A 17,345-nucleotide genomic window follows, 5' to 3' on the forward strand; every position below is an offset into this window, starting at 1 on the left:
ACGAGGAACGCCTGGTTAGAGTGGCCTGCACATGCTGTTCACGGTGGGAGGTTCGTAGCGTGGATCCGGTGATGCTGGTCGCGGCGGCGGTTGCCGCGGGCGCGGCGGCACGGCTGACCGAGCCGCCGAAACGAGAGCTGGACGACGCGTATCGGCGGCTGACGGAAATCATCGTGAGCCGCTACGGATCGGTGGATCTGACCGTCGTCGAGACGAGGCCGGAATCGGAATCCCGCAGACTGGTTCTCGCCGAAGAACTTCAACGGATCGGCGCCGGTGCGGACGGGGAACTTCTGACGGCGGCCCGCCATCTGTTGCGGCTGATCGAGGACCGGGAATCGTCGACGGCGGGCATACAGCTCACCCGAATTCAGGCGGGGGAAGTCGAGATCACCGACGTGGTATCCGACGGGCCCGCCGTGGCCGCCGAAGACCTCTCCCTCACGGGGCGTTTGAGGATCGACGGCGCCAGGGCGGGAGGAGAACCGATCCACCCTCCCGTGGCCCGGCGGCAACCGGGCATCCCGCGGTGTCAGGCTCGACTTTCAACGCCGTCGATGTCGGTGGGGATCTGACCGCTATCACCGCCGTGGTCAATCCGGCCGTCACGCCGCCCCCACCTCCTCTCATCGAACTGATCGAGGTCATCGGCAGCGACGGCGGGCTCCCTGCCGTAGCCGATCTGGATTGCTATCAACTGGGGGCTACACCTTCGGAATTCGGTGCGCCGGGCCGATCCGGATCCGATGACCCCTATGTGCGGCGCACGCACAACGATGTCGATGAGCGTTTGGCAAGCGCACTGCGACGAGAGCGACTGGTGTTACTGGTCGGACAGTCGAAAGCGGGAAAGACGCGCAGCCTCTTCGAGGCCGTGCGGCTCGAGCTGCCGGATGCGAGAATCCTGGTGCCCAATCCCGATTCGCTGCCGCACTTGGCCAACTGCGACGAATTCGTCGGCAGCGAGGAACCGATCGTGATCTGGCTGGAAAACCTCGACAGGTTCCTGGTCCGACGGCGACCGCTCACGCTCGGACTGCTCAACCGTCTCACCGCACGTCGGGCCCGGACGGTCGTCGCGGCCACGATGCGCAGTGAAGCTCGCGATCGGCTGAGCGCGGGCGGTGAAGATCTCGCATACGAGATCCGCTCGGTCCTGGACCGTGCCGTAGCAATCGAACTTGCTCCCACCAGCGACGATTCGTTCGAGCACGCGGCTGCCATGATCGCCTATCCGATGCTGAGTCTCGGTCGACACGGACTGGCGGAGATTCTCGCGGGCGCTCCCGAGCAGCTCCGGCGATATGATGTCGCACGATTCGGAAACCCCGCCCTGCATGCTGTCTTGCAGGTAGCGATCGACTGGGCTCGGATCGGGCATCCCCGGCCGGTGCCGGAGGATCTGCTGATCGAACTCACCATGCGCACCATCGAGGATCAGCGTCCCGAACTCGATGTCACGGTGGAACAGGTACGTGAGGCGATCGGCGTCGCACGCCTGCCCACCCGAGATGCCGGAAGCGTCGCTGCGCTGGTGACCCATCGGTTACCGGACCGATCCCGCGCCTACCGCCCCTTCGACTATCTCGTCGCCGCGGACGACGGCGCTGTCCGGCACCATTCCCACCGGGACATCCCGCCCGACTTCTGGGACGGCGCGACCCGCGACGCCGACTCCAATACCTTGCTTTCGGTCGGTATCACCGCGCGCAGCCGTGAGAATCGGGACGCGTCGGAAGCATTGGTACGGCGTGCGGCCGAAATGGGCGCGGGTGACGCGATGTCGCTGCTCGGGCTCTTCTTGCACGAGCGTGGTTCGGAGGCCGAGGCCGGAATCTGGTATCGCCGAGCGGCGGACGCCGGTGACGTCGATGCCATGGGGTGGCTGGGCAGCGCACTGTATCGGCGTGGCGCCGAGGTCGAGGCCGAGGCATGGTATCGGCGGGCGGCGGAGGCGGGGGATATCAGGGCGATGGCTCTGCTCGGTATCTCGTTGCAGGAGCACGGCGATGACGCCGAGGCCGAAACATGGTTGCGCCGCGCCGCGGAGGGCGACCATTCGAGCGCGATGCGTTTGCTCGGCAGTCTGCTGCGGGAACGTGGCGATGATGCCGAAGCCGAGATCTGGCTGCGCCGCGCCGCTCTGGCGGGCAGTACTCGTGCGATGGACCTGCTCGGCATCCTGTCACAGGAGCGTGGTGAGGACGCCGAGGCCGAAGCGTGGTACCGGCGAGCCGTGGCGGCGGGCAGTACTCGTGCGATGAATCTGCTCGGGATCCTGTCGCAGGAGCGTGGTGAGGACGCCGAGGCCGAGGCATGGTATCGGCGGGCGGCGGAGGCGGGGGATATCAGGGCGATGGCTCTGCTCGGCATCCTGTTGCAGGAGCGCGGTGACGAGGCAGGCGCCGAGGCGTTCTACCGAAAAGGTATCGGTATGGGTGATACGAATGCGATGGCCCTGCTCGGAAGTTTCCTACACGACCGCGGCGACAAGGAGCAAGCCGAGATCTGGTATCGCCGCGGGGTTGAGGCGGGCGATACCGACGCCACGCGTTGGCTGGGGATGGTGTTGCAGAACCGCGGTGCGGTCGTAGAGGCCGAATCCTTGTACCGGCGGGCCGCCGCGTCCGGCGACACCGATGCGATGGCCTTGCTCGGCACGCTGTTGCGGGATCGGGGCGACGCCCCGGAAGCCGACGAATGGTTCCGACTGGCCGCGGGCGCCAGGCCCGCCGACTTCGGTGCCACGGAAGAGGAGTCCGACCGAGGACCCGCGCGCTGAGCGCCTCCCATCCGACCGCTATACCAAAAATTGGGGTACAAGAATTCTCCTCGCGTTTCCTACGATGATCCGACGGTGTTCGGATCACTCGGTTTGTCCGAAGTTGTTCATCCGACACCGCTACGGATGCTCGCAAAGAAATCCAACCGGTCGTCATCGAAGTGGCGGCCATGTTTCGAAAGGTCAGCGATGACGACACCCGAACCGGCGTCGGCGCCGCGCCGTATAGGGCTGGTGGAGGACCACCTCGATGCCATGCGCAGCGCGCTGTGTGGATTCTTTCGGCCGCACCCGGATCTGGAACTCGTCGCGGCGGCGAGCACCGTGCCCGAATTGCTTGCGCAGACCGACCGGCTCGATCTGGTGATTCTCGATCTCCAGGGATTGCCCGATAAATCCACACCTCGCAAGAATATCAAGGCCCTCAAATCCGCCGGTATCGAAAATATTCTCGTCTACACGTCCCGGGACCGGCGCTACCTCGTGCAAGAGGCAGGCAAGGCGGGCGTGCTCGGGGTGGTCATGAAGACCGACTCGGAGGCGACCGTGGTCGAAGCCATCCGCCTTGCCGCCGATGGTCAGCCCGCCCCTTCCGTGGACTGGGCCGCAGCGCTCGACGCGGATCGGGAATTGATTCCGCAGCTCACTCCGCGCGAGCGTGAGGTGCTCGCCATGTACGCGTCCGGAGATACCGCGAAGGATATCGCCGCGCAACTCTATCTCGCTCCCGAAACTGTCCGCAAGTACGTCATGAAAATCAAGGACAAATATACCGAGGTCGGACTTGAAATCCACAAGAAGAGTGAGATGCGCAGAATCGCCCGCCGTGACGGATATATCGATGAATAGCCGCGGGGGCCGGTGATGCGGCGCGAGAATCCACTGACACTCGGCAGTTCCGGTTACAGCGACCGGGTACTCAGGTTGTTCGCGATATTTGTCGCCTGTGGATATCTGATCTATTTCGTCCTGCTGTATCCGCGCCTGGCCGACGAAGCGGCCCGCCTCGACAGCTGGTGGCTGCCGTTCGGTCTGACGCTGGTGTACGGCCCGCCGCTCCTCCTGTGTTCGACCGCGTTCTTCGCCGAATTGCGCACACTCCGACGTACGGCGGGCGCGGTGGCGCTCTGCTATTTCGTGGCAGCCTTCACCTGGCCGCTGGCATGGCAGGGGGAGTCGATGCCGGAATGGCCGTTCGTCTCGACCGTTCCGGGGCTCGCCGCCATGGCCGCGGCGCTGGTATGGCGCCCGTCCTGGGTCATGATCTACACGGTCGTGGTCGTTTCCGAGGTGCAGGTGTTGGGCATCACGCGCGCTCCCGAGGTCAACGAGCCGTTCTGGATGGGTTGGATTTACGCGACCAGTTTCTGTGTTGTCTACGTCGCCGCCACGCTGCGGGCGGTGCGGACCGGTCAGACGCTCGATGACGCACGCGCGGAAGCGGTCAGGTTGAGCGCCGAGGCCGAGGCGGTTCTGGTCTACAACGACGATCGCGAGCAATTCGCCAACGTCGTCCACGACAACGTCATGCACTGCCTGCGCATCGGTATGGCCGGAAAATTCAGTGCCAGAGACGCGGGCGAGGCGCTGCGCGCATTGGACGACATCGGCGCCAAATCGGGCGACGAGCCGTTCAGCGGCGACGAGGTGATCGACTACTTGCGCGAAAAACTGCAGTCGCTCGACGAGGTCGAGGAGACCTCGACCCTGGTGGTCGAGAATGGCGCGGGAGCTGAAGCCAGATTCGCCGCCGCGGTGGTTCGGACCGCGGGAATCGTTGTGAAAGAGGCGATGACGAACAGTGCCAGACATGCCGGACCGGAGGTGACACAGACCGCTACCGTTCGGATGGATCCCGGCTTGTTGAGAGTAATCATCGCCGACGACGGCTGCGGATTCGACACCGCGCAGATCAGCAACCGGTGGGGTCTTCGAAGGTTGCCGAGGCAGGTCGAACGTGTCGGCGGAAAACTGCAGATCTCGTCGACCAGGGGGCATGGCACCGTCATCGAAATGTTGTGGGTCGCGGGATGATCGGAACCGAGAAGCAGCCCAGCGATATCCGGGCGCTGCTGGGTATGAACACCCCCGCGGCGGGAGCGATCCTCGCGTTCTATCTCGCGGGTGTCGCGGCACCGGCGGTCATCGGGGTCCACAGCACCGGCGGTCACTATTGGCAATCGGCCGTCACCGTGGTCGTGTACTGGTGCGTCGGGGTCGCCCTTTTGACAATTCGCCGGGATCCGCTGCCGATTACCTCGAGCATGTTGATCTGTCTCGCCGCGCCGGTCATGACCGCTCTGGTCGTACTGACGCCGCCCTGGAGCGACTACGTACACGCGATCTGGCCCGCCAACGTCTACATAGTGATGCAGACGTTTCTCTGTGTCCGCGGCAGGACCGGATTCGCATTGTCATCGATAGGGCTGACTTTCGCGGTGATCGCCGTGTGGTCGACTATCACCGGTCAGGGCGGGCCGCTACCCGGCATTCTCCTCGCGTTACCCAATCTCGGCCCGCTGGCCATGTCCACGATGTTCGCGTACACGATTCGCCCTGCGGCCGCGAAGATCTTCGCCGCCAAGGCCGAACAGGATGCCGCGCTGCGCCAGATAGAGAAGGCAGCGGAGAACCGAAGAGCACTCGATGATCGGTTGCATGCGCTCGCGGCCGCGGCCAGGCCGTTGGTGGAACGGGTGGGCACGGACACGGGATTCGATCCGGCACACATCCGCGCCTGTGAGGCATTGGAGTCACAATTGTCGGCGATTCTGCGCGGCAGTGGTTTGGTGGACGACATCGTCAATCCGTCCGCCGACGCCGCGCGCAATCGTGGTGTCGCTGTGAAGATGTTCGACGACGGCGATCTGAACATGCTCGACGACGAGGTCCGCGCGCGACTACTGCGCGGAATCGCCGTCGAACTGGATCGTGCCGAGAACGGCGAAATCGTCATCAGGACCGTGCCCGCGGGCCGCGCCGAGCTGGCCACGGTGCGCGCACAGGGAAGCGGCTTCGTACGTCGTGCCACATTCGGCTTGGAAGGTGAACTGCTCAGGGAAAGCGTGCGCGACAGTTTGTGAGCGCGATAGACGCGGCGCGTAGCATATGGCGTGTCCGAGCACTGGTTGTGGAGGGCGAGCGATGAGCGCGTTGACGCAGGTAACGCTGCACGGCGTCGAGGTGATTCTGTCGCCCGAGCACATCGAGGCGCGTCGCCGTAAGGCCGAGAGGGTTCTCGGCCGACGATTTCCACCGCGGCCGACCAGGGTGCCGGCCGACGAGCACGATCGATAGACCCTGTGCCGGGTGTCGAGCCGAACTGAATCCCTGCCCTCACCGACGCTGACCGGACGGTGGGTCGAGACGGCCTCGGCCTGTGGTTTCGTGGCAATTCGTGCAGCGACCGCCTTCGGGAGGTGTCATGGGTGACGATGTCGGGAAGAGTTGGAACGACGATGGGGCGTTTCGGCGGGCGGGGATGTATGTGCTCGGGGTGATCGCTGTGGCGGGGGTTGTCGCGGTGGTCGCTTATTCGTGGGCGGATCGGCGTGAGTCGTGTGCCGGGGCGGAGGTGGTGCTTTGCGACAACCCTTCGGCGCTCGTGGTGGTTCTGGTTCCCGCCTTGGTGCTGTTGGGCGGGGGGATCGGGGCTTTTGTTCGTACCTATCTGGTGTGGCGGGACGGGGGGAGTTGGCCTGTCTGGCAGGGGGCGGGGTGGTTTCTGTTCGTGCTCATGGTGGTGTATTTGTCGATTGGTGGGGGTGTCGGGGCGAGTTGAGCGGGCTTTCTTCGTGCGTTCGTGCGGGGTGTCCGGTGCGTGGTCGCGCTGTTCGTCCTCGATCGGATGTATTCGGACCTGGTCGCGCCTACCGTTGTGCTATGACGTGGAACGGGATCGATGAGAGCAAATACGCGCTTTTGACCACCTATCGCAAGGATGGGACGCCGGTCGCGACGCCGGTCTGGGTGGCGCCCGACGGGGATCGGCTGGTGGTGTGGACCAATCCCGGTACGGGGAAGGTCAAACGGATTCGTCGTAATCCCGAAGTGAGTCTGCAAACCTGCGATGCGCGGGGGAAGACGACCAGCGGGCCGGTGGTGCGGGGGCATGCGGAGGTGTTGGGGGCCGAGGGGACCGAGCGGGTCCGTGCGGCGGTGATCAAGAAGTATCCGATTTCCGGGCGTCTGTTGATTCGGGCGCATCGGCTGTTCAAGGGCGCGGACGGGTCGGTGGGTGTGGCCATCGCCGAGATCTGAGAGCGGCTCAGGCGGATTCGGCGAGACCTGCCGCGCGCCAGGTTTCGGCGAGTTCCTGAATCGGCAGGTCGAGCGCCTGTGCGAGGGCGACCACGGTGCCGAAGGCGGGGGAGGGGAGGCGGCCGGTTTCGATCTTGCGGAGGGTTTCGGGGGAGATGCCCGCGCTGGTGGCGACGTCGGTGAGGTCGCGGTTCGCGCGGGCCGCGCGCAGTCGGGCGCCGAGGCGGCGGCCCGCTTCGATCTGGGCGGGGGTGAGCGGGAGGCGGACCATGCGGTCAGGATACGAGTGGTATTTAAATACCGCAAGGCGCTAGGCTCGGTATTAAAATACCGAGTGGAGGTCGTCGTGGTCGAATTGAAAACGCCCGAGGAGATCGAGCGCATGGGGGTGACCGGCGCGTTCGTCGCCGACGTGCTCGCCGACCTGCGTGTCCGCGCACGGGTGGGGGTGAATCTGCTCGAGCTGGAAGCGCATGTGCGCGAACGTATCTCCGAGCGCGGCGCGCAGTCGTGCTACTGGGATTACGCGCCATCGTTCGGCCGCGGTCCCTTCCGCAACACTGTCTGCCTCTCGGTGAACGACGCTGTCCTGCACGGGCTTCCGTTCGACTACGCGCTGTGCGACGGTGATGTGCTCTCGATCGATCTCGCGGTCGGCATCGACGGGTGGGTGGCCGACGCGGCGACCACCGTCATCGTCGGGACCGCCGACGCCGAAGACGTTCGCCTGGTGCGCGCCACCGAACGGGCGCTGGCCGCCGCGATCGCGGTCGCCTTGCCGGGCAACAGGATCGGCGATATCTCCGCGGCCGTCGGCGAGGTCGCCCGCGCCGACGGCTATCCGGTGAACACCGAATTCGGCGGACACGGACTCGGCCGGACCATGCACGAGGACCCGCACGTCCCCAATGTGGGCCGCAAGGGACGCGGGATGATCCTGCGCCCCGGCCTCACCCTCGCCATCGAACCGTGGTTCTGCCGGACCACCGACCGCATCTACACCGACCAGGACGGGTGGACCATCCGCTCCGCCGACGGCTCCCGCACGGCCCATTCCGAGCACACCATCGCCGTCACCGCCGACGGCCCGCGTGTACTCACCGTCCCGGCCCGATAGAGCTCGGCCGGGTGGTCGAAGCTCTCGGCCCACACCGCCCGGTGTCCCGGTACTCGATCGCGTGGCCTTGCGGTGTGGAACTATTCGCGTGGTTCGGCCACGGGGCGCAGCCATTCCTGGAGTGCGATGCCCGCGCGCAGTTCCTCGTCCACCTTCGCGCGGCCCGCTTCGTCGAGCTCCAGTTCCGTGATGCGGGCACGGTAGCGTTGCGCGCCGTCGAGGTCGTCGGTGGCGACGGCGAGTTCGGCGAGCATGGCCAGGGCGAGGCCGCGTTCGGTGGGGCTCGCGAGCAGGGCGAAGCGCCCGAGGCCGACCTCGAGGACGCGGGCGGCGGCTTTGTCGTCGTTCTTGAAGTCGCGCAGGATGCGGGCGTTGTCGAGGACGCGGGCGAGGTCGTCGAGTTCCGAGGCGCCGCCGTATTCGACGTTCTCCGGGATGTCGGGCTGGATGAACACCAACTCGTTGCCGTCGGGGTCCACCAGGCTGAAACGGCTCTGGCCGGTGCGGAAGCGGGTGATTCGGGGGTGGCCTTCGGTGGTGACGCGGCCGTGCAGGGTGCGCAGCGCGGTGCTGAATTCTCGGTGTGCGGCGGCGACGTCTTCGACCATGACGAGGGCGGCGACGTGTTCCACGGGCGCGGGCAGAGAGTGGGGGGCTTCGGTGATGTGGATCGGGCAGCCGTTGCGTTCGAAGGCGAGATAGACGTAGGGCGTGGTCTGTTCGTGGGTGACGGTGTAGCCGAGGGTGCGATAGAAGTCGAGCGCGGTGTCGGGTGCGGTGGTCCAGAGCACCGGCACGGGTGAATCGCCCATGGAGTTCCTCCCGGATCTTGCTATTCAAATTTGACTACTCGAGGTTAGGGCTGCGGATTCGCGGAAGTCAAATTTGAGTACCGTAGGGTTCCGACTACGGACGAGAGGGTGAGGGATGTCGGCGGTGCGGCTGCTCGTGCTCGGCGTGATCCGCAGGCGCCAGCCTGCGCACGGTTACGCGGTGCGCGCCGAACTGCTGTCCTGGCGGGCCGAGACCTGGACCAATGTCAAACCCGGCTCGATCTATCACGCGCTCAAACAGCTCGCCGCCGAGGGCAAGTTGCGCGCGCAGGGCACCGAGAGCAGCGATAAAGGCCCGGGCCGCACGCTGTTCGCGCTCACCGACGCGGGGGAGGCGGAATTCCGCGCGCTCATGGATCGCGCGCTGGTCAGCATCGATATGGAGGAACTCGGGGCAGGCATCGCCTTCATGGACGCGCTGCCGCGGGCGCACGTGGTGGCGAAATTGCGCGAGCAGCGCCGCAACAGCGCCGCGACGCGCGACCAACTCACCGCCATGATCCCGGAATTCCCCGGCCGCTACGAACAGCCGCACGCCACCGACCTGCTCGAACTGTGGAGCGGGGTTTTCGACAATCTGTCCGCGTGGACCGGGCGGGTGCTGGATCGGCTGGAGGCGGGCGAATATCCGATGTCGGACTGAGCGCGCCACCCTCGCGCGGCGATAGGCTCGCCGTATGGCCAATACGCTCGGCGCCCTCGGCGACGCGAACTATGTATTTCTCACCACGTTCCGCAAGGACGGCACACCGGTCGGGACACCGCTGTGGGCCGTGGCCGACGGCGACAAACTCTACGTCTGGACCGTCACCGACAGCTGGAAGGTGAAGCGGCTGCGGCGCAATCCCGCGGTCACCGTGCAGCCCTGCGACGTGCGCGGCAAGACCAGCGGCGAGGTGGTCGATGGCACGGGGGTGATCCTGGACGCCGATGGCACCGAGAAGGTGCGGAAATTGTTGAAGCGCAAGTACTTCATCCTCGGCCCGCTGACCATCATCGGCAGCAATCTGCGCAGGGGAAAAGCGGGAACGATCGGTATCGAAATCACCCCGAAGTCTTGACCGACCGCGGGCGCGATCGTCGTTCGGCACAGAATTCCGCCGTCGGCGACAGTGATTCGGGGGAGTGTGGGACGAAGAGTGCGGCGGCTCCGATATCCTCGTCGCGCACCGGGGTAGTCCAGTGGCGGACCTCATATTTCGGCCCTGCCCCGGGGGGAGGAACGTGATGACGGTACCGACACGACCACCGAACACCTCTCGTCCGTATCCGGTCGCCGATAATTCGGCGCGCGGGCCTGAATCGGAATACACCGCGAACGGGTGGGTTCCGGTGATCATCGCCGGTGTCGTCGCCGCGTTCGTGATCGCGATCGCCGGTGTGATCGCGGGACTCGTCGTGGTCAACATCCGGGAATCGGCGCCGCAAGCGCCCAAACCCGCGGCGGCCCAATCGCCCGCGACGATACCGGCGGCCGCGCCGCTCACCGAGGCGCCGCCCATCGTGGTCGACACCGCCGTGGTCGACCACCTCGACCCGCTCGCGGTGCAGCGCGGCGTGGTGCGGGTGCTCGGCGAGTCCTACGGAGTCGCGGATGTGCGCGAGGTGAAATGCCCCGGCGAGCAACCGGTCGAGATCGGCGTCGTCTTCGACTGCACGGCCAGGGTCGACGGCCTGCGCAAGACCGTCACCGTGACCGTCACCGATCGCGACGGCACCTACGAGGTGAGCAGGCCGCACTGAGGCGGCCCGCCCCCGTCCGCTAGGTCGCTCGGCTCACCGAGGACATGTGGAAATCGGGAATCCGCAACGGCGGCATGGCCGTCCTGGTGAACCAGTCCTTCCACTCCCTGGGCAGCGTGATCTCGGTGGCGCCCGCCTCGGTGGCCCGCCGCAGCAGGTCGAGCGGGCTCTCGTTGAAGCGGAAGTTGTTCACCGCGCCGACCACCGCGCCGTCCTCGACCAGGTACACCCCGTCGCGGGTGAGTCCGGTGAGCAGCAGCGACGCCGGGTCGACCTCGCGGATGTACCAGAGGGTGGTGAGCAGCAGGCCGCGTTCGGTGCGGGCGATCATCTCGTCGATCGTGGCTTCCGAACCGCCGGTGAGCAGCAGATTCTCCCCCGGAATCGCCACCGGCGCGTCGTATTCGGCCGCGGTGGCGCGCGGATAGACCAGCGATCGCACGACGCCCTCGCTCAGCCAGTCGACGCGTTCGGCCGACAGGCCGTTGTCGAAGACCGACACCGCCTCCGAGGACGTGCTCGTGGCCACGAACGGGCGGTACTCGAGTCCGGGGGCGGCGGGATCGGAGTAGAGGGTCAGCGGGATGTCGGTGAGCCGCTCGCCGACCCTGGTGCCGCCCGCGCGCGCGAAGGCCGTGTGCCCTTCGTGCGCGCCCCTGCCCTCCATGGACCAGGCCAGGTAGATCATCATGTCCGCGACGGTCGACGGCGGCATGAGCGTCTCGTAGCGTCCGGCGGGCAACTCGAATCGCTTGCCTGCCCAGTCGAGTCGCCGCGACAGGTCGGCGAGCAGCGCCGCCACGTCGACATCGGCGAAGTCGACGGTGCCGACCCCGACCCACGCGCTGGCCAGGTCGGCGCCCGCGCCGCGTTTGCCGTTGATCTCCACCGACCCGGTGGGCTGCACGAACCGGCGGCGGATGCCGGTGGAGGCGCCGAGCCAGGTGGTGACGAGCCGGTGCTCGGCGAATCCGTAGAGCCGGTCGGCGCCGTCGAAACCGGCGGCGAGGTCGCGGGCGGCTCCGGTGAAGATCTCGACCCCGGTGCGCGCCGGGTCATCGGACCAGTCGGCGGCCTCGCCCGGCGTTTCCAGCAGCGGCATGGCGTCTTTCGCGGGTTCGGCGCCGCGCGCGGCCGCCTCGCTCGCCCGCACGACGGCCTCGATGTCGGCGGGGTCGACGCTGGTCGAGCGGATGCTGCCGACCCGCGCGCTGCGGGGTCCGTCGCGGAACACCGAAACGACCGACCACTCGCGGAAGGTCGACGACCCGTTGGTGGTCATCGAATTACCGGCCCAGCGCAGCGTCGCCTCCGAGCCGTCGGAGACGATCACGATCGCCTCGTCGGCCTTGGACAGCGCGAGCGCGCGTTCCACGACCTCGCTCGCGTGCGGCAATTCCGTCGCCCCCGGTGCGAATTCCGTCACTGCCCCGCCTCCGTCCGTGTGTTGAGCACATTGACCCCGCGCACCAGGATCGACGGGCAGCCGTGACTGACCGCGGCGGCTTGCCCCGGCTGGGCCTTGCCGCAGTTGAACGCGCCGCCCAGATACCAGGTGGACGGACCGCCCACCGCCTCCATCGCGCCCCAGAAATCCGTGGTGGTGGCCTGGTAGGCGACATCGCGCACCTGGCCGTCGAGCTTGCCGTCGCGGATGCGGAAGAAGCGCTGGCCGGTGAACTGGAAGTTGTAGCGCTGCATGTCGATCGACCAGGACCGGTCGCCGACGATGTAGAGGCCGTCCTCGACCCGCGAGATCAATTCCTCGGTGCTGGTGTCGCGATCGGGATCCGGACGCAGCGACACGTTCGCCATCCGCTGGATCGGGACGTGATGCGGGGAGTCGGCGTAGGAGCAGCCGTTGGAGCGGTCGAGTCCGAGGCGGGGCGCGAAGACCCGGTCGAGTTGGTAGCCGACCAGGGTGCCCTCGCGCACCAGATCCCAGCGCTGGCCCGCAACGCCTTCGTCGTCGTAGCCGATGGTGGCCAGGCCGTGCGTTTCGGTGCGGTCGCCGGTGACATGCATGATCGGGGTGCCGTAGCGCAGCGTGCCGAGCAGGTCGGGGGTGGCGAACGAGGTTCCGGCGTAGGCGGATTCGTAGCCGATGGCGCGGTCGTATTCGGTGGCGTGGCCGATGGATTCGTGGATGGTCAGCCACAGGTTGGTCGGGTCGATCACCAGGTCGGTGGGGCCAGGGGTGACGCTCGGCGCCTTCACCTTCTCGGCGAGCCACTCCGGGATGCGGGCGAGTTCGGTGTCCCAGTCCCAGATTCCGTCGGCGCCGGTCACGTACTCCCAGCCGCGCGCGGCGGGTGCGGCCAGCGTGCGCATGGACTCGAACACGCCCGCCGCGGAATCCACGGTGGTCGCCTCGAGCTGCGGATGCACGCGGACCCGCTGCTGGGTGATGCGCGAGCCCGCGGTGTCGGCGTAGAAGGTCTGTTCCTTGACCTGGAGCACCGACGCGCTCACGTGGTCGACGCCGTCGGAGGCCGACAGGCGCTGCGAATAGTCCTGGAGCAGCGCGACCTTGTCGGAGGTCGGCACCGTGAACGGGTCGACCTCGTGGGCCGATGACCAGCGCGCATCCGCGTACACCGGCTCATCGGCCAGGGTGACGCGTTCGCGATTGAGCGCGCGCAGCGTGGTCGCGACCGTCACCGCGCGGCGCGCCACCTCGACCGCGGTCTGCGCGGTGAGCGCGGGATGCGAGGCGAAACCCCAGGTGCCGTCCACGATCACGCGCACCGCGAAACCGAGATCGGTGGAGTCGGCGATGGATTCGACCACACCGTCGCGCACTCGGATCGACTGGGTCACCAGCCGGTGCACCCGCACGTCGGCGTGTTCGGCGCCCGCGGCCGCGGCCGCGGTGAGCGCGGCCTCGGCGAGCGGACCCAATGGCAGGGCGAGGAATTCGGCGTCGATACGCGCCCGCGATTCCCGTGTGGTCGGAGTGGTCACCCTGCCACGCTACCGTCACGCCTGCCGGTGCGCAGTCGGCCACGGCGCGCGCGAAACCCGTGGTTACCGCGCCGGTGGCGGTCGATGCCGTACTGTGCCCGCGTGCCGCCATCCGCGCTCCGCGACCGCAAACGGGAACGTACCCGCCGTGCCTTGCTCGAGGCCGCCGTCGAGTTGTTCGAGCACAGAGGTTACGAGGAGACGACGGTGGCCGATATCGCGGCCGCCGCCGAGGTGGGCACACGCACCTTCTTCAACTACTTCGCGAGCAAGGAAGAACTGCTGTTCCCCGAACCCGACGACCGGGTGCGCGCGGCCGTCGCGGCCATGGCGAGCAGGCGGGCGGGGGAGCGTCCGGTCGAGGTGTTGCTGCGCGCGCTGCGGGCGGCCGGCGACAACCCCGGCGACCACCTCGTCGATGATCTGCACGCCAGGATCGCGGCGGTGCGGGCGCGGGTCTCGCGCACCGTGCCCGCGGTGAGCGGGCGGGCCGCGCACGCGCAGCTGGTGGCCCAGCGCGAGATCGGCAGGCAGTTGCACGTGGCCTTCCCCGACGAATTCGACGAGGTCGGTGCGGCGGCGCTGGTCGGTGCGGTGGTAGGCGCGGTCTCCGGCGCGCTCACGGTGCTGTTCCAGCAACCGGTTTCGGGAACCGACGACGGCGAACGGCTGCAACGCAGAATCCACGAGACCACCTCGCGGGTCCTGCAGCCGTGGCTCGCCGCGCCGCGCGCCTGAACGCTCAAGCGAACTGCTGCCAGCCGAGCCGGATCACCATCGCGACCACAACGACCAACAGCACGACGCGCACGAATTCGGCGCCCCTGCGCACGGCCATGTGCGAACCGACCACCGCGCCCGCGATATTGGCCACCGCCATCCCCGCGCCGAGTGCGAACATGATGTGGCCGGTGAGTCCGAAATAGGCGAGAGCGCCGAGATTGGATCCGCAGTTGACGACCTTCGCCATGGCCGCCGCGCGCACGAATTCGGTGCCGAGCAGGGTGGCGAAGGCGATGATCAGGAAGGTGCCGGTACCCGGTCCGAGCAGGCCGTCGTAGAGGCCGATCAGGCCCGCCGCGATCGCGACCACCAGGATCACCTTGCGGCGGGTCGGCGGATGGGTGGCCATCGTGACGCCGACCGAGGGCCGCAGCGTCACGAAGATCGCGACGCCGAGCAGCACCGCCATGACGATGGGAATGAACAACTCCCGGTCGATCAGCGAGACCGCGGCCGCGCCCACCGCCGCGGCGCAGGCCGCGATCCCGGCCGCGGGCAGCAGGATTCGCCACTGGATCGGGACCTTGCGCGAGAAGGTCGCCACCGCGGCGGCGGTGCCCGCGACCGCGGCCATCTTGTTGGTGCCGAGCGCGGTCTGCGGCGAGATCGTCGGCGCGGTGAGCAACAAGGTCGGCAGGATGATCAGTCCGCCGCCGCCGACCACCGCGTCGACCCAGCCCGCGGCGGTCGCGGCCGCCAAGAGCACCATCCAGTCTGCGAGATCCACCGTTCCAGCCAACCAGAGCTCGACCGTCGGTGTGCCGAGCGGACCCGGCGCGGGCGCGCCGACCTAGTCTGATGGTCGTGCGCCGGTTCAGTCTGTGGCTTCGCGGCAAGCCTCTCGTAGCCGATTCCATGCTGGCGTTCGGCTTGCTGCTGCTCGACATGACCGGACTCGCCGACAGCGACGAAAAGGTCGTCTACCTGGTCATCGGCGGACTCCTGCCGCTCCCCGTCGCCTTCCGGCGCGCCTATCCGCGCGCCATGGCGGCGCTGCTGCTCCTGTTCGCGATCACCACCACACTGGTCAACCACCTGCTCGGCGACCACTCGATACATCCGGCGCTGCTCGCGCTCGGCATCATGCTCTACACCCTGGTCGCCTACGTCGGGCGGGTCGAGGGCCTGCTGCTGGCACTGGGACTCGCCGTCGACTCCGCGCTGTCGGTGACGCTGCTGGATCAGCCGGTGTTGTCCACGGTCGCCTTCGGCGCGCTGTTCTACGCGCTGTGCTGGACCCTCGCCGAATTCAACGGGGCGCGCCACGCCTACGACGCCGAGGTGGCCGCGCGCCTCGCGGTGGCCGACTACGACCGGGAACGTCGGACCCACGAGGCGGTCGCGCTGGAACGCACCCGCATCGCCCGCGAACTGCACGATGTGGTCGCGCACGCGGTGAGCGTCATCATCGTGCAGGCCGACGGCGCGGGCTACGCGCTGCGGCGCGATCCCGACGCCGCCGAACAGGCCGTCCACACCATCGCGAGCACCGGTCGGGAGGCTTTGCGCGAATTGCGCCGCACGGTCGCGCTGCTGCGCACCGAACACGCGCCCGACCAACTGCCCCAGCACGGCACCGCCGGACTCGCGAGGGTGGTGGAGATGATGCGCGGCACCGGACTCGCGGTGGAACTCGAACTGACCGGGGAACTCGACACCATCGCACCCGAGGTCAGCCTCGGCGTGCACCGCATCGTCCAGGAGTCGCTGACCAATACGCTGCGCCACGCGGGCGCGCATCCGAAGGCGTGGGTGCGGGTGCAGCGGCGCGTGACCGATGTGCTGGTCGAGGTCACCGACAGCGGCGGCGTGCCGGTCACGGTGCCCGCGGGCCCGATTCGAGGCAGCGGACTCGGACTGGTCGGCATGCGCGAACGCGTCGCGGTGCTCGGCGGGACCCTGTCCGCGGGCCGCCGCCACGACGGCGCCTGGCATGTGCTCGCCACCATTCCGTTGAGCATCGAGTCGGTGGAGTGAACCGCCGCCGATCAGTCGAGCAGGGTCTCCAGATCGCGCAGGATCTCGCTGGCGGTGATCGGGTCGAGCACCGCGAATCTGGTGTCGCCGCATCGGTGCATCCAACTGCGCGCCGGGCGGGCGGTGAGTTCGACCGCGGCGAGCACCTGCTCCGGGATCAGCAGCGGATCGGTGGCGTCGATGCCGTCGTCGAGCACGATCAGCACCTGCAGGTCGGCGCCGACCGGGCGGAACAGGTAGTCGTGCATGCCGCCGTCGGCGGGCGCGCTGCGTCGCCAGCCGGAATCCTCGAGCCGCAGCAGCGCGGCGGTGGCGACCATGCGGTCGGCGAAGCGGGCCAGCGCGGTCGACTCCGCCTCGTCGGGGGCGAGTCGGTAGATCGCGCGGTGGAGTTGGTCGAAGGGTTGGGTGAGGCCGTCGGCGGCGAGGTTTCGCGCCCAGTGCGGGATGTCCGCGCCGAGGTGCAGTGGATGCGCCACCGCGATGCGCGGACCGTCGACGCTCGCCGGTAGACCGCGGAGGTCGTGTGCGCCGCCGTCCGGGCAGGGACGGAAGGAACCGGTCGGCCGTCCCCGTCGATCGAGTCGCACCCACACCAATCGCCGGGCCACCGCGTGGCGCACCGGGTCGGCGAGTATTTCCGTTCGGAATTCTTTCGCGCTCCAGATATGCGCGGACGCCATCGCGGCCTCCAATTCCGTCGTCGCGCGGGCCGATTCGTCATTCGGCGTGCCCGGTTCGTTCGGGACGGAATTCGGGCCGGGCGCCGACGTGATCGCCGAGACGGCCCACACGGGCGAGCTCGCGAGGACGTGCGATCCGGGCGCGGCGTGCCGATCGGTCACCGGATCGTGCACCAGGCTCCGCATCCTTCTTCGAATTCGTT

General features: G+C 67.7%; 19 protein-coding genes. 13 read left to right on the forward strand and 6 right to left on the reverse strand.

Features of this window, described 5'->3' with window-relative positions; translation table 11 throughout:
* Positions 1-59 precede the first annotated feature (59 nt).
* The 7 genes from IT779_RS26585 (at position 60) to IT779_RS26615 (ending at position 7,042) form a co-directional block, all read left to right on the forward strand.
* A complete protein-coding gene (locus tag IT779_RS26585) occupies positions 60-575 on the forward strand; it encodes a hypothetical protein (protein ID WP_196152154.1) in 516 nt (171 codons plus the stop codon).
* Entirely contained in the window at positions 530-2,782 is a 2,253-nt protein-coding gene (locus IT779_RS38905) for a tetratricopeptide repeat protein (protein ID WP_196152155.1), read from the forward strand. The genes IT779_RS26585 and IT779_RS38905 overlap by 46 nt, the downstream gene beginning before the upstream one ends.
* A gap of 189 nt (positions 2,783-2,971) precedes the next feature.
* Positions 2,972-3,631 (forward strand): LuxR C-terminal-related transcriptional regulator, encoded by a 660-nt coding sequence (locus IT779_RS26595; RefSeq protein WP_196152156.1) that lies wholly within the window; start codon positions 2,972-2,974, stop codon positions 3,629-3,631.
* 15 nt (positions 3,632-3,646) lie between these two features.
* Entirely contained in the window at positions 3,647-4,816 is a 1,170-nt protein-coding gene (locus IT779_RS26600; protein ID WP_196152157.1) for a sensor histidine kinase, read from the forward strand.
* The gene (locus tag IT779_RS26605; protein ID WP_196152158.1) at positions 4,813-5,865 is read left to right on the forward strand and encodes a hypothetical protein; all 1,053 of its coding nucleotides are present in this window, start codon (positions 4,813-4,815) and stop codon (positions 5,863-5,865) included. The genes IT779_RS26600 and IT779_RS26605 overlap by 4 nt, the downstream gene beginning before the upstream one ends.
* Before the next feature lie 341 nt (positions 5,866-6,206).
* Complete coding sequence (locus tag IT779_RS26610) at positions 6,207-6,563, forward strand: hypothetical protein (RefSeq protein WP_196152159.1); 357 nt, start codon at positions 6,207-6,209, stop codon at positions 6,561-6,563.
* A gap of 101 nt (positions 6,564-6,664) precedes the next feature.
* Complete coding sequence (locus IT779_RS26615; protein WP_196152160.1) at positions 6,665-7,042, forward strand: PPOX class F420-dependent oxidoreductase; 378 nt, start codon at positions 6,665-6,667, stop codon at positions 7,040-7,042.
* 7 nt (positions 7,043-7,049) lie between these two features.
* On the opposite strand, the gene IT779_RS26620 is transcribed toward IT779_RS26615, so the two are convergent.
* Positions 7,050-7,313: a helix-turn-helix transcriptional regulator gene (locus IT779_RS26620; RefSeq protein WP_196152161.1), complete on the reverse strand. Its 264-nt coding sequence runs from the start codon at positions 7,311-7,313 to the stop codon at positions 7,050-7,052.
* Positions 7,314-7,388: 75 nt separating this feature from the next.
* Here IT779_RS26620 and map point away from each other — a divergent pair, with 75 nt between their 5' ends.
* Positions 7,389-8,159, forward strand: coding sequence for a type I methionyl aminopeptidase (gene map, locus IT779_RS26625; RefSeq protein WP_196152162.1), 771 nt, complete (start codon positions 7,389-7,391; stop codon positions 8,157-8,159).
* A gap of 80 nt (positions 8,160-8,239) precedes the next feature.
* Here map and IT779_RS26630 read toward each other — a convergent pair whose 3' ends face one another.
* On the reverse strand, positions 8,240-8,971 hold the full coding sequence (locus tag IT779_RS26630) for a VOC family protein (protein WP_196152163.1): 732 nt from the start codon (positions 8,969-8,971) through the stop codon (positions 8,240-8,242).
* Positions 8,972-9,086: 115 nt separating this feature from the next.
* Here IT779_RS26630 and IT779_RS26635 point away from each other — a divergent pair, with 115 nt between their 5' ends.
* From IT779_RS26635 to IT779_RS26645, 3 genes are all read left to right on the forward strand, one after another.
* Positions 9,087-9,635: a PadR family transcriptional regulator gene (locus tag IT779_RS26635; protein ID WP_196152164.1), complete on the forward strand. Its 549-nt coding sequence runs from the start codon at positions 9,087-9,089 to the stop codon at positions 9,633-9,635.
* Positions 9,636-9,669: 34 nt separating this feature from the next.
* Complete coding sequence (locus tag IT779_RS26640; protein WP_196152165.1) at positions 9,670-10,053, forward strand: PPOX class F420-dependent oxidoreductase; 384 nt, start codon at positions 9,670-9,672, stop codon at positions 10,051-10,053.
* 166 nt (positions 10,054-10,219) lie between these two features.
* Positions 10,220-10,735 (forward strand): DUF4333 domain-containing protein, encoded by a 516-nt coding sequence (locus IT779_RS26645; RefSeq protein WP_196152166.1) that lies wholly within the window; start codon positions 10,220-10,222, stop codon positions 10,733-10,735.
* 19 nt (positions 10,736-10,754) lie between these two features.
* Here IT779_RS26645 and IT779_RS26650 read toward each other — a convergent pair whose 3' ends face one another.
* Positions 10,755-12,161 carry a metallopeptidase TldD-related protein gene (locus IT779_RS26650; RefSeq protein ID WP_408637797.1) on the reverse strand — a complete coding sequence of 469 codons (1,407 nt, stop codon included), beginning with the start codon at positions 12,159-12,161 and terminating at the stop codon, positions 10,755-10,757.
* Complete coding sequence (locus tag IT779_RS26655) at positions 12,158-13,699, reverse strand: TldD/PmbA family protein (protein WP_196152167.1); 1,542 nt, start codon at positions 13,697-13,699, stop codon at positions 12,158-12,160. The genes IT779_RS26650 and IT779_RS26655 overlap by 4 nt, the downstream gene beginning before the upstream one ends.
* Positions 13,700-13,801: 102 nt before the next feature.
* On the opposite strand from IT779_RS26655, the gene IT779_RS26660 reads away from it, so the two are divergent.
* On the forward strand, positions 13,802-14,437 hold the full coding sequence (locus IT779_RS26660; RefSeq protein WP_332838974.1) for a TetR/AcrR family transcriptional regulator: 636 nt from the start codon (positions 13,802-13,804) through the stop codon (positions 14,435-14,437).
* A gap of 4 nt (positions 14,438-14,441) precedes the next feature.
* On the opposite strand, the gene IT779_RS26665 is transcribed toward IT779_RS26660, so the two are convergent.
* Positions 14,442-15,209, reverse strand: a complete 768-nt coding sequence (locus IT779_RS26665; RefSeq protein ID WP_196152169.1) for a sulfite exporter TauE/SafE family protein — start codon at positions 15,207-15,209, stop codon at positions 14,442-14,444.
* A gap of 77 nt (positions 15,210-15,286) precedes the next feature.
* Here IT779_RS26665 and IT779_RS26670 point away from each other — a divergent pair, with 77 nt between their 5' ends.
* Positions 15,287-16,459, forward strand: a complete 1,173-nt coding sequence (locus tag IT779_RS26670) for a sensor histidine kinase (protein WP_332838975.1) — start codon at positions 15,287-15,289, stop codon at positions 16,457-16,459.
* An 11-nt stretch (positions 16,460-16,470) separates the two neighbouring features.
* Here IT779_RS26670 and IT779_RS26675 read toward each other — a convergent pair whose 3' ends face one another.
* The gene (locus IT779_RS26675) at positions 16,471-17,316 is read right to left on the reverse strand and encodes a DUF4132 domain-containing protein (protein ID WP_196152171.1); all 846 of its coding nucleotides are present in this window, start codon (positions 17,314-17,316) and stop codon (positions 16,471-16,473) included.
* Positions 17,317-17,345: the final 29 nt, after the last annotated feature.

Origin of the sequence: Nocardia bovistercoris (genome assembly GCF_015674855.1) — a bacterium.
GTDB classification, from domain to species: Bacteria; Actinomycetota; Actinomycetes; order Mycobacteriales; family Mycobacteriaceae; genus Nocardia; species Nocardia bovistercoris.

Excerpts from the sequence above, each read along its gene's own strand:
- IT779_RS26640 (WP_196152165.1), top strand. The coding sequence starts at position 9,670 with ATGGCCAATACGCTCGGCGCCCTCGGCGACGCGAACTATGTATTTCTC.
- IT779_RS26610 (WP_196152159.1), top strand. The coding sequence starts at position 6,207 with ATGGGTGACGATGTCGGGAAGAGTTGGAACGACGATGGGGCGTTTCGG.
- IT779_RS26630 (WP_196152163.1), bottom strand. The coding sequence starts at position 8,971 with ATGGGCGATTCACCCGTGCCGGTGCTCTGGACCACCGCACCCGACACC.
- IT779_RS26615 (WP_196152160.1), top strand. The coding sequence starts at position 6,665 with ATGACGTGGAACGGGATCGATGAGAGCAAATACGCGCTTTTGACCACC.
- IT779_RS26645 (WP_196152166.1), top strand. The coding sequence starts at position 10,220 with ATGACGGTACCGACACGACCACCGAACACCTCTCGTCCGTATCCGGTC.
- IT779_RS26620 (WP_196152161.1), bottom strand. The coding sequence starts at position 7,313 with ATGGTCCGCCTCCCGCTCACCCCCGCCCAGATCGAAGCGGGCCGCCGC.
- IT779_RS26635 (WP_196152164.1), top strand. The coding sequence starts at position 9,087 with ATGTCGGCGGTGCGGCTGCTCGTGCTCGGCGTGATCCGCAGGCGCCAG.
- IT779_RS26605 (WP_196152158.1), top strand. The coding sequence starts at position 4,813 with ATGATCGGAACCGAGAAGCAGCCCAGCGATATCCGGGCGCTGCTGGGT.
- IT779_RS26600 (WP_196152157.1), top strand. The coding sequence starts at position 3,647 with ATGCGGCGCGAGAATCCACTGACACTCGGCAGTTCCGGTTACAGCGAC.
- IT779_RS26595 (WP_196152156.1), top strand. The coding sequence starts at position 2,972 with ATGACGACACCCGAACCGGCGTCGGCGCCGCGCCGTATAGGGCTGGTG.